This is a genomic window from uncultured Pelagimonas sp., from assembly GCF_947498515.1.
Lineage (GTDB): Bacteria > Pseudomonadota > Alphaproteobacteria > Rhodobacterales > Rhodobacteraceae > Pelagimonas.
Map to the genome: position 1 here is coordinate 220,691 of NZ_CANMKO010000002.1, position 14,833 is coordinate 235,523.

Genomic DNA, 14,833 nt, shown 5'->3' on the forward strand with positions numbered 1-14,833 from the left:
GTTGAATACTCAAGGCGCGAAAGGAGCTGAATTCAGTCGGTCCTTTCCCAGAACAATAATCGCGCAATGGTTCTTCGCGCGGGTCATGGCATTGTATATCAAGCGCCGTTTATGCTCATCGCTTCCGGTTACTGATTGCGGCCAAAGGACAATTACTCTGTCGAATTCTCTGTTCTTTGCTCCGTGGATGGACATAACCTTTATCTTCGAACTTTTCTTGAAGCCGAGGCGTTCGTTGGCTCTGACTGCGTCGGAGATGAAAGTCTCTAGTTGTGACTTCTCGAACTCGTTTTGGCCAGTCACTCTTTGCAGTCTACGGACGCGTCGGTCCACTGTTTTTACTATTGAGTTCACTAGGTGCTTGTCAAAGAGCCCGCATAACTCATCATAAGAAACTATGGCAGGAAGCTCCAAGCTCTCCGCAATGCTGTCCACGATAGCATTGTCATTCCCTTCCCAAGTTGCTGAAAAGGGGCCAAAAGTTCCGCCGCGTGGCCAATTCCAAGATCTCTCCCTGACAGAAGCTATCCCATTTCTAATTATTATGCTCCGCGCGTCTGGTGTGAGAATTGCAACATCGTCGGTTCCGCGCGACAGTTGAAACGCGATGGTCCAAGCAAGCAATCCTGGGTTCCTAGCGTTGGCAGGAACCCAGGAGAGTTCAATACCTTCGCCGATCCAATGGACATTTCCATTTTTCCCGATTGTTTGCTTATTCAACACGTCAAGGATATTTTCACCCTTCCTCACCGCCAATGCGGCGGCAAGCAAACCTCCCTTATTAGTTCTGTGACACTGGGTGAGGGAGTGAGTGGTTCCGGCGCTGTTTAGTTGGTCGATGAAGTTCACTGTTTCTTGGCCGTCAGACAAACACTGGAAGCTGTCAGCCGCTACGACAGTCGTGCAACACTCCTTCAAACCAAGAATGATACCTTGCCGATGGACATCTAGGTCTTGAGCCTCATCGACCAGGACTAGGGGATAAGTTCTGGCCACCCAACGACTAACCTCTGCATCTTTCAAGAGTTCACCGGCCAAGAAACAAGGCCCGTGAAATTGGCCCAACGCCTCTGCCTGCTGCCGCATTTCATCGGTCAGTTTAGTACTTCTTCGCTTGACCAGCTTCTGAGCAAAAGAGTCGAAGGTGAGACAGTCGAATTTTCGTCTGAATGAGGATTCAGCGTTCAAGCTTTCTGTCAACCGTCGTCGCGCACCGTTCATAAAGGTGAGGGCAAGCATACGTTGACCCTCATCCAATGCATCGTTCTCAACCAATTGACGGGCGTGAGCCACCATGTTGAAGGTCTTTCCTGATCCAGCAGGCCCTTCGAAGAAGTCAAACGTCATTGGGCGGCTCGAACCGGAAGGTGGGCATTTCAGCTCCATCATCGGTCTCTTGAACGAAAAGCGGAGAACTCTGAAATGATGGGTCAAGTAAAGTGTCGCTAAGGGCATTAAGTAGCTGCGCTGCCCTCTTGCGACATGCGGCTTCATTCATCAGGATTGCAGACGTTATTTCTTGTGTGGGGGCGTAGGACTTTCTTTTTTCTAGGAAAGCAGAAAGCTCTGCCGAGTTACTGATATCTGCGCTATTTGCTTCTGCTATCTGGGGCAAAACTTGCGCAATGTTCGCTTCCGCGATCCAAGTGATCACGTGTTCAACTTTCCAATCGATTGGCCATACGACTGCCGCACTAGGCGATGGATCAACCGCCCTCAATTCCGCTAGGTAATCCCTTCCGGCTTGATCTCCGTCAACAAGAATCGCGCAGTGGCGATGGACGTGTCTAATCACATTGTGCGTCTCAGAGATTTTTGCTTCGTCTGTCGGTACTACCCCAACAAAGGTCGAGAATTTCGATTGTTCGTCGTCAGGCGAGTCCCAACTTTGCCTGAGTTCCAACGCCGTCTGGATCGCCTCTAGCCAAGCAACATCGCTGATACCCTCTGGGATCAGAACACGCTGATGCATCAGCGCGGCAATCAGCTTTTGCCGCCAAGCAAAGAACAGGTGCTGTTTGTGGTTAGTCGGACCAGCAGGTTCTGTTTTTGAGAGTGGTGCGACAGTCATTTGACCGTTTTCATTGTCGACAAAGTACGTTGCTTCGACGGGGAACATCGCCGCGACAAGTGGCGAGTGTGTAGTGACAATGGTCTGATCGCAAAGCGCGTTTAGTCGGTTGACGAGCCGTTTTTGTTGGGAAGGTTGAATGTGCAGTTCAGGCTCTTCCACCGCGAGGACGAATGACTTGTTCGCATCTGCTCTGGCCTTTCCGAATTGCATTAGTAGCAGAAGACTTTGCAAGGAAGTCAAACCAGTTCCTTGCCGAGCGGAAGGGAGGGTTGGACCGTCCCCGTGAGCAAAATGAGGCACGATGCTTTCAAGGACTGAATTGCTATCTGTCCCCGTTATCCGAAGTTGAAGCTTTGGCGATGATGGCATGAGCTTTCCAAGTTCATCATTGGCCTGCTCAACAATCGCTGTAACGCCGTCCTGTTCTTCTAATCTCTGACCTGCTTCCGGTTCCCAAAGGCGCTCCCGTGCATCACGTATGGCAGTCGCAGGAAGGCCACCCAATGTTGCCACGAGACGCCGGAAAAGCTCTGACGTAAAAGAGATCCATTTGTCCCAGGTTCGGGACGCCGGTACCATGAAGAAGCCAAGTTCTTGAAGCGTCTTGGACGATATCGGAGTGTGGCTTGTATCCTCATGGAACGGATCACCAAGGGTTGCTTCATCATCCACAAAGAATCTGACGGTTTCGGCTTCGAGTTCTTGGAGATCAAATCGGGCCGCAAATGCAATTTGAACACTAAGCTCTGTGTGATGTGCGTCCGCTGAGGCGGCAAGGTCGCCTGTGCTTGGATTGAGCCACTTTTCGACACCGCCGCGACCCATCGCAAACCAAGAAGGACTATGATGAGGGTCATTTTCTGGAAAGCCTGAGATAGTAGCGATGATTAGGATTCGAGTTGTCTCGATTGGTCTGCTTTGGTGAAAGTCATGTTCGGTCAAGCGCCGCACCAATCGGTCCCTACCCAACAGCAGGGCAAGAGCCTCAACAATCGTTGTCTTACCGTTGTTATTTGGCCCTACTAGAACAGAGTGTTTGCCAAAAATAATGTCTGCGTTTTGCACACCGCGCAGGCCCGAAATCTTGAGACGATGAATATGCATTAATAATACCTGTTTCGGCCACTATCAAAACCGCGTGACACGTTTAAGGTGAGCATATTGCGATACGCTTCAATTTGAAATGCCCTATAGACAGGTATGGCCAACAAGCCCCAAACATCTGATCATTTGCTGTTTTCTTTGCTTAGCCACTCAATTGCATCTCGCGCATGCAGCGAACGGCAACTCTCCGCCCATACTGTGAAAAACAACGTGTTGCTGGCGCAGAAAGTGTGGTTTTAAATGAAGCGCGAGCGCCTTTTGATCAGGCTTTGCTTGTTTGCTGCGGTGCAGGAAAGATCTTAGCTAATATACGGAGGTTTTGGGCGGTAGAGGCGAGAAGGAATTCGTCATTTGCACCGCATGGAGCACGTAATCGCAATCGTCCCAATCCAAGAATGCGTTTGAAGTGTGCGAAGAGCATCTCCACCTTTTTATGCAACCGCATTGAAACCGCATATTGCTTTGCCTTGGCAATATCACGGGCGAGCTGTCGGGCATTTTCATGTTCTTCACGTGTGATTTTGCGTGCATCTGCTTTTGGGCAGCATTTCATCTTCGATGAGCAAGCTTGGCACGCGTGTTTTAATGCCTGGTATTTGGCGACGCTCTTGCCTGACGGACCACGGTATGGATCAGAATAGTTCCGGCGAAACTGTTTGAGCGGCTCTCCTTCAGGGCAGATGTATTGGTTATTTTCGGGGTCCCATTCGAAGTCGGTACGAGACCATGTGCCGTCGGTTCGACCTGTTTTATCAAGTACAGGAGTATAGGGCTTGATGCCGCGATCCACGAGCCAACCGAGCATCGGGCCTGAACCATAGGCTGTGTTTGTGATCAGACGCTCGGGGTCGATGTCATGCCTTTCTTTAGCCCGATCCAATATGGTGCGCACCGATCCGACCTCGGCCTATCGGATGGATCAGTTGCCTTCGACGACCACTAAAACGCTGTGGTCAGTATCAATCAGAAAATTGGCGGAATAGCTGAAGAACGCAGGGCCTTTACGGGCTGCTGTACACTGACTTGCCGGATCAGAATGGGACATGAACTTGGGTTCCACCTCCGACGCCGCACCAAAGGCCACATTATCCAGTACGTCCAAATACTCCTTCACGGCGCGCGATGCATCATCTTGATCAATGGCGCTGCGATCCCAATCTTCCTTCGGTGTAGAGTTCTGCTTGTTCGCATCGGCTTCAATCAAACTGGCATCTGCAGCCAGACGTTGGCCACTTACCAAACCATCCGCAATGCAGCGTGCGACGGCCTTCTCAAACAGATGACGCAGCAGTTTGCGCTCCCTGAAACGACCGGGTCGGTTCTTGGAAAAGGTTGAATGGTTTGGCACCGTGTCAGTTGAGTCGAGACGGCAATACCAGCGATAAGCCAGGTTCAAATGCACCTCTTCGCACAATCGGCGCTCTGACCTAATCCCAAAGCAATAGCCGACCGACAACATGCGGATCAGCAACTCAGGATCTATCGGTAGGCGTCCGGTATGGCTGTAAAACTCAGCTAGATACCGGGGATGTCGCCTAGGTCGACCAACCGATCAATCGAGCGCAGAAAATGATCTGGCGGGACATGATCTTCAAGGGAAAACTCGTAAAACCGCGCCGCCTGTGCTTCCTGCTTCGGTCCCATCATCGCTAAATCCTCCAACCAATGTGGAAATTGAAAAAGCAAATGGGCAACCGACCAAATCAGAGTTTTTCAACAGAATTCGCCCAGAGCTGCCGTCAGGACTTGTAGTCAGCTTTCTTCCAAGCGGCTCGAAGTCTGTTCTTAAGCCAATACTCATTTCTAGGCTGCAACATCAATTTGCCTGCAAACCCCTCGTATGGATCAGCCCCCGCTTCACACGGCGCGTTGACGCGGGGGCCTTGAAACACCGTGCGGCCGAAGCTCACATTCCCCAAGCCCCCCGGCCCCTTATCCCATTTTGCGTAAACGCTTAAACAGACTGGACGTGTCCCAGCGACCACCACCCATTTTCTGGACGTCTTTATAGAACTGATCGACCAGTGCCGTCACAGGCAAGGACGCGCCAGTTTCATCGGCGGTATCGAGGCAGATACCAAGATCCTTGCGCATCCAATCTACCGCAAATCCATGTTCGAACTCGTCATCAATCATGGTTTCAAAACGGTTGACCATTTGCCAACTGCCTGCGGCTCCGCCACCAATGACCTCGACAACCTCGCGCCCGTCAAGCCCGGCTTTCTCGGCGAAATGCAGACCTTCGGACAGGCCTTGAACCAAGCCAGCGATGCAGATTTGGTTGACCATTTTACACAACTGCCCTGCCCCGCTTTCACCAAGACGTTTGCAGAGTTTCGCATAGGCCGCCATGATCGGTTCTGCCCGCGCATAGATTGCCATATCACCGCCGCACATGATCACCAGCTGGCCGTTTTCGGCCCCCGCCTGACCACCTGACACTGGTGCATCGACAAAGGCGACCCCGGCGCTTGCCGCGATGTCGTGCAACTCGCGCGTTACCTTGGCCGATACGGTGGTGTGATCGACAAAAACGCTCCCCGCCGCCATACCGGCAAAGGCCCCTTCGTCGCCCAAACACACGCCGCGCAGATCATCGTCATTGCCCACGCAAGCCATGACAAAATCCGCGCTTTCGGCGGCCTCACGTGGAGTTCGCGCGGCCTTGCCGCCAAATTCCGCCGCCCAAGCTTCGGCCTTAGAAAAGGTCCGATTGTAAACTGTCACTTCGTGACCGGCTTTGGCCAAATGTCCGGCCATCGGATAGCCCATCACACCCATGCCCAAAAACGCAAGTTTCGCCATTCTCTGTCTCCCTCAACTCCCCCGCCCCTTGGCAAGCCGCCACACACGGGATAGGTCCAATCTCACCTTCAACTAACGCATGGTGAGGACAAGGGAAATGGTACTTGTGTTCCGGTGGCTGTTTCGGCTGACTGTCTTGGCTATTGTGGTGATCGTGCTGGGTGGCCTTACTGTGCGCTATCTCGCCGGGCGCTCGCTCCCCAATTATGACAAATCCCTGCCTGTTGCCGGGATCACCGCCGACATTGAGATCGTGCGCGACAATGCTGCCGTGCCCCACATCATGGCGCTATCGGATCGCGATGCGTTCTTTGGCCTTGGCTATGCCCATGCCGAGGATCGCCTTTGGCAAATGACGGTTCTTCGCCGCACAGTGCAGGGGCGGTTGTCCGAAATCTTTGGCACGCGCACGATTGAGACCGACACGTTGATGCGCCGTCTTGACCTTTATCCGTTGGCGGTGAAATCGGTGCCCCATCAGGACGCCGCGACATTGGATGCGCTTGAGGCCTATGCCGCCGGGGTCAATGCCCGCATCACCGAGATCAATTCCAATAGTCTTGGCCGTGGTGCGCCGGAACTCTTTGTGTTCAACGCGCCGATTGCCCCATGGCAACCGGCGGATTCGATTGCCATTGTCAAACTGATGGCGCTGCAATTGTCCGGCCATCTACGCGAAGAGGTGCTGCGCGCCCGCACCTCGCTCTTGCTTGATGACAACCAACGTCTCTCTGACATCCTGCCGGACATGCCCGGCGGCGGTATTGCGGCCTTGCCCAAATATGCCGATCTGGCCCCCGGCCCTTTGAAACGGTTCGCCGAAAATCAGGTTAGCCCGACCTTCCTCCCCGCCATTCCCGAGCGCGGTTTGGCCGGGGCGTCAAATGCTTGGGCCGCTGCGCCGGAACGCAGCGCCGGGCGTGGCACTCTCTTGGCCAATGATCCGCATCTTGGCCTGACCGCACCATCCTTTTGGTATCTTGCCCGCCTACAATTGGCCGATGGCGGTGTGATTGGCGGCTCCATTCCCGGTGTCCCGACCATCACCGTTGGTCGCTCTGAAAACCTCGCTTGGGGCGTGACCTCCTCTTATCTCGATGATCAGGATATTTTCATCGAAGAATTGAACCCCGACGACCCAGAGCAATACCGCACGCCGGACGGGTTCAAACGGTTCGAAACCCGCAAATCCATCATCAACATCAAAGATGCGGCCCCGATCACCGTTACATTGCGCTGGACAGACAACGGCCCGGTGTTGCCGCGTTCGGTCTTTGACATCGACGCTGTGACGCCGCCGGGCCATGTCGCGACGCTAAGCTGGACGGCATTGTCGGCCCAAGACACATCGATGACCGCCGCGATTGGGTTGATGTCGGCGAAATCCGTCGAAGACGCGCTTGAGCTGTCCCGCGCCTATGTGGCACCGGCGCAGAACCTAACATTGATTGATCATGACACCGTGGCGATGAAGCTTGTCGGGGCGATGCCGCGCCGCGATGTTGGCCATCAAAGCCAGGGTCGCCTGCCCAGTCCCGGCTGGATCGCAGAGAACCGTTGGCAGGGCGTGTTACCTTATACCTCAAATCCCGAATTTCTTGCCCCCGAGGGCGGGATTGTTGGCAATACCAACAACAAAACCATCGACCGCGCCTTTCCCAACCATGTCAGCTATGACTGGGGCGATAGCCAGCGGGTTCAACGCTGGCGCGGCTTGATGCAGGGGCGCAAGGTTCACACCCGTGACAGCTTTATCGAAGCCCAGCTTGACACCGTGTCAGTCACCGCGCGCACCCTCTTGCCTCTAATAGGCCGTGACCTTTGGTACACCGGCGAAGCCGCCGCCGAAGGCACACCCGAACGCCAACGCCAACGCGCGCTTGATCTCTTGGCCAATTGGAACGGTGAGATGAACGAACATCTCCCCGAGCCGCTGATTTATAGCTCTTGGCTCCGTGCCCTTCAGGAACGTTTGATCCGTGACGATCTTGGCCCATTGGCGGACAAGTACCGCCATGTAGAACCGCTGTTTATCGAACGAGTGTTCCGCGATTTTTCCGGGGCGTCAAAGTGGTGCGACATCATCCGTTCCGTCAAAATCGAGAGCTGTTCCGACATTTCGCGCCTCGCTTTGGATGACGCGCTGATTTGGATCAACGAAACCCACGGCTCTGCGCTGGAAAGCCTGCGCTGGGGGGATGCGCATGAGGCCACCCACGAACATCCTGTGCTTGGCAAAGTGCCGCTTGTGCATTTGTTTATGAACATCACGCAATCGACCTCGGGTGGTGATCACACTTTGCAACGCGGTCGCACCTCGGGCAAAGACCCCGAACCTTTTGCCAATGTCCATAGCGGGGCCTACCGCGGCGTCTATGATTTCGCCGATCCCGATAGTTCGGTTTTTATCATTTCGACCGGTCAATCCGGGCATTTCCTGTCGCGTCATTACGAGGACTTGGGGCAGCTCTGGCGGCGTGGTGAATACATCCCAATGTCGCTGGATGTTGGGCTTGCTCGCGCGGCCTCGGTTGGGATCACGCGACTGGTCAAACCGTGAGCGGTGCCACGCATTTGACCGGCGAGGCAGCCTATGAAATGGCCATGGCCGCCTTGGGTCGATTGTGGCCGGATTGGTCCGGTGAGTTAACGCCGCTCAAACCCTTGACCCAACCCTTGCGCGCCACGCCTTTCCGGCTGTCCGGTGGGGCAAAACCCGCAGTTATCAAAGTCTGGGGTCCCGGCAATGCCTCCAAGGCTGCGGCCCAAGCCGCGCGCCAAGAAGAGGTCGCTCTGGCGATGGTTACCGGTGAAAACCGAGGCGTCCCGGTTTTTGGATTTGACACCGCGGCTTGTGCCCTTTTGATGCAAGATGTGTCCGGTGATACCATCGACCACGCCTTGGAAGAAACGCCGGATCGGCTCAACGAACTGGCCACCCGCGCTGGCACTTGGTTACGCGACTATCACGCCCTGTCCCTGCGCCCTGCCCCGTTTCGCCCCGCTGGGCATATCGCATGGTTGGAAAAACTGCGTACTCAGATTGCAGACGGTCATCGAGAGGTCGCCGATCCAGACAGGTTTTGCCGTCTCACGACACAGATCTGTGACAGTGCCATGACCCTGCGCAAACGCCCAGCAACCAAGGTCATCACTCATCGCGACCTCACCCTTGGCAATCTTTTGGTTGATGATCAAAACACTCTTTGGGGCATCGATTTCGAAAACAACCGCGAAGACGAACCGCTGCGTGACCTGTTCACCCTAGCCGTTGATTTGATCGGGTTTACCTCCAACGGCCTACAAGCGAGTGAAACCTATCGCCGCCTCACACTGGCCTATGGCGATCGCGAAACCGACCCAGAGGTTCACGCGTTTCTGTTTCACTGCTTTGCGCTTGGGGTTTGGGCCAACACGCCGGCCACACCGTCGAAACGGCAGGCCAAGCGGTTTCGGGTTGTGCAATGGATGTTGCAAAACCCTTCTACAATAACGGGTTAAAGGCTTTCGAACCGCGCCCTGTCTTTGGCGGACCAACGCAGGCTCAGATGGTAGCCATCCTCTTGTTGCCGCTCCGCTTCGATCAGACCCTTTTCAAACAACCAAGCCCGCTCGCGGCCCTTTTCATAACCCAGAACCAGCTCTTCGTCGCGTTTTTCTTCGCCAAGCGCGCGGGTGACTTCGGTGAGGAAATCATCCAAGCCCTCGCCACTTAGGGCCGACACCGCAAAGATATGATCTTCTCGCTCAGCACGGGATCGGATCGCCTCGGCTTCCTCCGCGCCAAGCTGATCCATCTTGTTCCAAAGCTCGATCTGTGGTGTACGTTCGTCCACTCCAAGACTATCGAGAATGGTCGCGACATCGCGAGCTTGTTCGGTGGTTTCGGAATGGGAAATGTCGCGCACATGTACGATCACATCGGCGGCCAAGACTTCTTCTAAGGTCGCACGGAACGACGCCACCAATTCGGTGGGTAGGTCCGAGATAAAGCCAACCGTATCCGAGAGGATTACATCCGCTCCGGTGGGCAAGCGAACCGAGCGCATGGTCGGGTCAAGCGTGGCAAAGAGCATGTCCTTGGCCATGACTTCGGCCCCGGTCAAACGGTTGAAAAGCGTCGATTTCCCTGCGTTTGTATAACCAACCAGTGCCACAATCGGATAGGGAACTTTGGCGCGGGCCTTGCGGTGCAATTCGCGGGTTTTCACCACTTTTTCAAGCTGGCGACGCAGACGAACCAGTTGCTCGTCGATCGCCCGACGGTCGGCCTCGATCTGGGTTTCACCGGGACCACCGACAAAGCCTAAACCGCCCCGCTGGCGTTCTAGGTGGGTCCAAGCGCGGACAAGGCGAGTGCGCTGATAACTAAGCGCCGCCATTTCGACCTGTAAAACCCCTTCGCGGGTGGCTGCTCGGTCCGAGAAAATTTCCAAAATCAGGCCGGTCCGGTCGAGCAATTTGACCTTCCAAGCCTTTTCTAGGTTGCGTTGTTGCACCGGCGTCACCGGGCCATCAATCAGCACCAATTCGACATCATTGGCATGCAGCTTGGCCTTAAGCTCTTCGATCTTGCCAGACCCGAAAAGCATCCCCGGCTGAGGTTTCGACAAAGGCACAACATCGGCCCCAGCCACCTCAAGTTCGGGCAAGGCATGGGCCAAGGAAACAGCCTCGGCCAAGGCCATCGTGGCATCACGACGGTCCCTATCAATTTTGATGTCAGGATGCAGGACCCAAGCGCGGGTCACATGCGCGGCATGTTCCTTCAAGAGGCGTCTTCACCATCATAGAGGTTGATTGGCTGACTTGGCATAATCGTCGAAATCGCGTGTTTATACACAAGCTGCGACTGACCATCGCGGCGCAAAAGCACACAGAAATTGTCAAACCAAGTGATCACACCCTGTAGTTTGACGCCATTAATCAAGAAAACCGTGACCGGAACCTTGGTTTTACGAACATGGTTAAGAAATGCGTCCTGTAGGTTCTGTCTATCCGAAGCCATTGAATTGCCTTTATTCTTGCCATTGCCCCGAATGCGGGCCGTCCCTCGTCGAACCGAGTATGTCTTGCAAATCCGAGAGTTTCCAGCGCAAAAATGGACCTTTTCGAAACCGTGTCTTATCCGCGCCAGCTTTCGGGGCTTATCATCACGATAATCGCCAGCAATTCCAACCGCCCGAGCACCATGGTTGCACATAAAATGAGCTTTGCGGATGGGGCCAAGGTGATGAGGTCAATTTCCTCGGCTGGGGCAACGGAAATCAACGGACCGGTATTCGACAGGCAGGCAACCGTTAGCGTAATTGCCGCTTCAAAGTCCAATCCATAGAGCCCAAGGATCATCGTCAAAGCCGCCAAAGACACCGCAAAGAGCATGAAAAACACCCAAGCGATAAAGGCCCCTTCGCGGCGAATGCGCCGCATCACCGGGCCGGAACTTCCGACCGAGGATGGGTGGATCAGTTTTTCAATCTCGCGGGCGCCATTCACATAAAGTGCAAACACCCGGAGCAGTTTCACCCCCCCCGCCGTGGTGGCTACCCCACCGCCTAAGATCGACAGCGCAATCAAAATGATGCCTGGTGTGGCCAGTCCCGACCAGCCCTGCGCCGACGCCCATTCCGCGCTGACAAAGCCTGTGGTGGTCAAAAAGGACAACCCGGTAAACAATCCCCCCCACAAGGCGCGGAAACCAGCAGCAAGGTTTTGTTCATCGCCAACCTCAAAGGCGGCGACCCAATGGCGCAAGAATAACAGCATTGGCACAATCAGAATGATCGCTATCCCCAACCGAAACTCGGGGTCATAAAGCAAACCGGTGCGGGTGTTTTGCCCGGTATCGGTCGAAAAGGTCAGACGCGACAAGGCAAAGAACAAAAAGCAAAACACGATCATTTCGCCGGGCAAGCCGCTTGGGCTATTGGCGACACCTCCGACCGGTGAAATGCCCGATGTCGACATCACCGACATGGCATGGCTCACTGCGATCAACGGTGGATCCCCCGAAACCAACAACATCACGCAAAGCGCGGCGGTCAACCCGACATAGACCGGAAACAGCTCTTGGGTGCTGCGCAGCAAACGCGCGGCTGGATCGCTCTGCCCGGCGCGTGCAGCGCCATGGGTCATCGTTTGGCCCGGCGCGCCTCTGGCGGTGACTTCGAACCCGCCAAGCGCCAAAGGGGCCAAAATCGCCGAGGCGGCGACCCACATCAACAAGCCCCCCATCCAACCAACCTGTGCGCGCCACAGGTGTTCGGGACCAGACAACCGGTCAGGCTCAAACAAGGTTGCCCCGGTGGTTGTCATTGCCGAGACCATTTCGAAATAGGCGCTGGAAAAGGACGTGTTGCGCACCGCCTCGTGGAAAGGCACCGCCAATATGATCGGCAACAAGGCAAACCCCGCCAAAAGCGCCACCAACTGCCGCAAGGCGCTGGTATTATGCGGGCGGGTGGCAAGGGCGATGCCCAAAAAGCTGGTTAGGATCAGGCCAATCAAGCCTGCATAAAAGAACGAGCGCGCATCGTGAAACTCTTCGATCACCAAAGCGTAGGCCGCTGGCAAAAAGGTCGACACCGACGCAATGGCCAGCATCAGGAGGAAAAATGGTAGGTTCTTGATCGTATTCATGGCGCGTGGGGGCCTTTCGGCTCAGAAGAAATCGATCGAAACTTGTAGAAGACGTTCGACTTCGGCCACGTCTTTGCTCAGGACAAACAAAACGATATGGTCCCCTTCTTCGATTGGCAATCCTCCGGTGATACGCACCACCTTGTCGCCCTTGCGCACGGCACCAATCAATACGCCCTCGGGAAAATCAATGTCGCGCACCTTGCTCCCGGCGATGGGTGATGTCGAGAGCACCTCGGCCTCGATCACCTCGGCCTCAGCATCGCCAATCGAATAGACCGATTTCACCCGGCCATGGCGAATATGGCGCAGGATCGAACTTACCGTGGTGGCGCGCGGGTTGATATAGGCATCAATCCCAAGCGGTTCCATCAGGGGCACCAAGGTTGGATCATTGATCAAGGCAATCACCATCGGACAGCCAGCCGCCTTGGCCCGAACCGCCGCCAGCATGTTCACCTTGTCATCATCCGTCACACAAAGCGCCGCATCAGCCCGATCAACCCCGGCCTCGCGCAAAAGCGCCGCATCCATCCCGTCGCCGTGTAAAACAATGGTGCGCTCTAGTGCCTCGGCGGCATGTTCGGCACACTTGCGGTTGCGTTCGATCATCTTGGCCCGCACCCGGCTTGGCCCGGATTCAAGATGTTGCGCCACCGACAGACCGACGTTGCCGCCGCCGACAATCACGACACGTTCCTGTTTGCGGGTGCTTTTGCCAAAGATTTCAAGCGTTCGCGCCTGATCCTCGGCATGCACCATCACATAGCAACTATCGCCTACAAAAAGCTGATCACGCGGTTCGGGGGCAAAAAGGCTGCCCTCGCGGCGCACCCCAACCACAACCGATCGCAGGGTGGAAAAGAGATCGCTCAACTGCCGCAAAGGCGTGTTGACCACCGGGCATTCTTCGTCAATCGATAGGCCAAGCAATTGCGCATTGCCATCCAGAAAGGTTTCTGTGTCAAAGGCTGCAGGGGCCGATAACCGCTGCATCGCGGCGGCGGCGACTTCGCGTTCAGGGCTGATCACCACATCAATCGGAAGGTGGTCGCGGCGATAAAGGTCGGAATAAATAGCCGTCAGGTAGCTTTGCGCCCGCAAGCGCGCGATCTTGCGTGGCACTTCAAACACCGAATGGGCCACCTGACAGGTCACCATGTTGACCTCATCGGAATGGGTGGCGGCAATGACCATGTCCGCATCACGCGCGCCTGCCCGATCCAACACATCCGGATATGACGCAAAACCGGCAATGCCCTGTACGTCCAAAGTATCCGTGGCGCGGCGCACCAACTCGGGGTTGCTATCCACAACCGTCACATCGTTGCGCTCACCTGACAAATGTCTGGCGATCTGCCAACCCACCTGACCCGCACCACAAATGATGACTTTCATGCCCATCCCTCAAACGATTTCGTCCCTTGGCATGACACGCCCCCGCGCGCCCGTCAATCATCCCACCGTTTGCAAAGGGCCAACTCGGGCGCAACAGGCACCCTAGCCCATCATCCGCTCTTCGTTTTGCTTAAACCGTCACCCTGCCACGCACCAAAACAAAGCGCGCGGAAGCGCATAATGTAACAGCGGTTTGTGTCCAAAAAGGTTAGCTGTCCGTGTTGTTGCGCGCGTCGCGACGTTTGCGTTTGTAGGCAAAAACCTCGGACCGTTCGACCCAACGGTACTTTGGGTCTTGTGTCACCTTGGTGAAAAACAATTGCCCCTGCCCCAACCGCCATGGGTCAAGCACAATACCGTCGGCCATGCCGTCGCCCTTGGCCGAAACAATCAGAGTTGAATGCTCAACAAGGATGTTGTCGTGATTGGCGATCGCGCGGTGCCAATCGAGGGTTTGAACCCCTTCGCGAGCCAATCGCACTTGCAGATCATCGGCCCAATCCTTGCACAAGCCGCGCGGTTTTTTGCCTTGGTTGACCTTGATATTGTGAATATAGGGCGCGTCCTCAACGCCCCATTCCTTGGCCCATATCAGCGGATCTTCAACCGCGATCCGCGCCACAAGGGCGGCCTCGGCCGGGTCTACATCGGGACCAAGCGCCGCGATCAACGCCGTCAATTCGTCGATCTTGGCCTCTTCGGCATCCACCTGAGAAAAGGCCATGGTTTGGGGAACGGTGTCGACCCGCTCCGGCGCGACACACCCCGCCGCCGCCACAAACATCAAAACCGCGAAAACTCCGCGCATCACAT

At 55.4% G+C, this 14,833-nt stretch carries 10 protein-coding genes and 1 pseudogene; 2 read left to right on the forward strand and 9 right to left on the reverse strand.

The features are described 5' to 3' along the window. Positions 1-9: 9 nt before the first annotated feature. The 4 genes and pseudogenes from Q1A43_RS04515 to Q1A43_RS04530 all read right to left on the reverse strand — a co-directional run bounded on the left by Q1A43_RS04515 (position 10) and on the right by Q1A43_RS04530 (position 5,983). Positions 10-1,389: an ATP-binding domain-containing protein gene (locus Q1A43_RS04515; protein WP_299933017.1), complete on the reverse strand. Its 1,380-nt coding sequence runs from the start codon at positions 1,387-1,389 to the stop codon at positions 10-12. Then, complete coding sequence (locus tag Q1A43_RS04520) at positions 1,337-3,178, reverse strand: AAA family ATPase (protein WP_299933018.1); 1,842 nt, start codon at positions 3,176-3,178, stop codon at positions 1,337-1,339. The genes Q1A43_RS04515 and Q1A43_RS04520 overlap by 53 nt, the downstream gene beginning before the upstream one ends. A gap of 262 nt (positions 3,179-3,440) precedes the next feature. Continuing rightward, positions 3,441-4,825: pseudogene (locus Q1A43_RS04525) on the reverse strand (IS1182 family transposase). A gap of 285 nt (positions 4,826-5,110) precedes the next feature. Then, complete coding sequence (locus tag Q1A43_RS04530) at positions 5,111-5,983, reverse strand: NAD(P)-dependent oxidoreductase (RefSeq protein ID WP_299933019.1); 873 nt, start codon at positions 5,981-5,983, stop codon at positions 5,111-5,113. A 97-nt stretch (positions 5,984-6,080) separates the two neighbouring features. Between Q1A43_RS04530 and Q1A43_RS04535 the strand changes: the two genes are divergently transcribed. Together Q1A43_RS04535 and Q1A43_RS04540 are read left to right on the forward strand one after the other, a co-directional pair. Further along, the gene (locus tag Q1A43_RS04535) at positions 6,081-8,543 is read left to right on the forward strand and encodes a penicillin acylase family protein (protein WP_299933020.1); all 2,463 of its coding nucleotides are present in this window, start codon (positions 6,081-6,083) and stop codon (positions 8,541-8,543) included. Continuing rightward, the gene (locus tag Q1A43_RS04540) at positions 8,540-9,484 is read left to right on the forward strand and encodes an aminoglycoside phosphotransferase family protein (RefSeq protein ID WP_299933021.1); all 945 of its coding nucleotides are present in this window, start codon (positions 8,540-8,542) and stop codon (positions 9,482-9,484) included. The genes Q1A43_RS04535 and Q1A43_RS04540 overlap by 4 nt, the downstream gene beginning before the upstream one ends. On the opposite strand, the gene hflX is transcribed toward Q1A43_RS04540, so the two are convergent. The 5 genes from hflX to Q1A43_RS04565 all read right to left on the reverse strand — a co-directional run bounded on the left by hflX (position 9,481) and on the right by Q1A43_RS04565 (position 14,828). After that, positions 9,481-10,734, reverse strand: coding sequence for a GTPase HflX (gene hflX / locus Q1A43_RS04545; RefSeq protein WP_299933511.1), 1,254 nt, complete (start codon positions 10,732-10,734; stop codon positions 9,481-9,483). The genes Q1A43_RS04540 and hflX overlap by 4 nt on opposite strands. Positions 10,735-10,751: 17 nt before the next feature. Further along, positions 10,752-10,991, reverse strand: a complete 240-nt coding sequence (gene hfq / locus Q1A43_RS04550) for an RNA chaperone Hfq (protein WP_097802888.1) — start codon at positions 10,989-10,991, stop codon at positions 10,752-10,754. Positions 10,992-11,107: 116 nt separating this feature from the next. Next, a complete protein-coding gene (locus Q1A43_RS04555; protein WP_299924630.1) occupies positions 11,108-12,622 on the reverse strand; it encodes a potassium transporter TrkG in 1,515 nt (504 codons plus the stop codon). Between the two features lie 21 nt (positions 12,623-12,643). Next, on the reverse strand, positions 12,644-14,020 hold the full coding sequence (gene trkA, locus Q1A43_RS04560) for a Trk system potassium transporter TrkA (RefSeq protein ID WP_299933022.1): 1,377 nt from the start codon (positions 14,018-14,020) through the stop codon (positions 12,644-12,646). Between the two features lie 208 nt (positions 14,021-14,228). Continuing rightward, positions 14,229-14,828, reverse strand: a complete 600-nt coding sequence (locus tag Q1A43_RS04565) for a hypothetical protein (protein ID WP_299924636.1) — start codon at positions 14,826-14,828, stop codon at positions 14,229-14,231. Positions 14,829-14,833 lie beyond the last annotated feature (5 nt).

Bases quoted from the DNA above. Each gene is read 5' to 3' on its own strand.
- trkA (WP_299933022.1), bottom strand. From the start codon at position 14,020: ATGAAAGTCATCATTTGTGGTGCGGGTCAGGTGGGTTGGCAGATCGCC.
- hfq (WP_097802888.1), bottom strand. From the start codon at position 10,991: ATGGCTTCGGATAGACAGAACCTACAGGACGCATTTCTTAACCATGTT.
- Q1A43_RS04535 (WP_299933020.1), top strand. From the start codon at position 6,081: ATGGTACTTGTGTTCCGGTGGCTGTTTCGGCTGACTGTCTTGGCTATT.
- Q1A43_RS04555 (WP_299924630.1), bottom strand. From the start codon at position 12,622: ATGAATACGATCAAGAACCTACCATTTTTCCTCCTGATGCTGGCCATT.
- Q1A43_RS04565 (WP_299924636.1), bottom strand. From the start codon at position 14,828: ATGCGCGGAGTTTTCGCGGTTTTGATGTTTGTGGCGGCGGCGGGGTGT.
- Q1A43_RS04530 (WP_299933019.1), bottom strand. From the start codon at position 5,983: ATGGCGAAACTTGCGTTTTTGGGCATGGGTGTGATGGGCTATCCGATG.
- Q1A43_RS04515 (WP_299933017.1), bottom strand. From the start codon at position 1,389: ATGATGGAGCTGAAATGCCCACCTTCCGGTTCGAGCCGCCCAATGACG.
- Q1A43_RS04520 (WP_299933018.1), bottom strand. From the start codon at position 3,178: ATGCATATTCATCGTCTCAAGATTTCGGGCCTGCGCGGTGTGCAAAAC.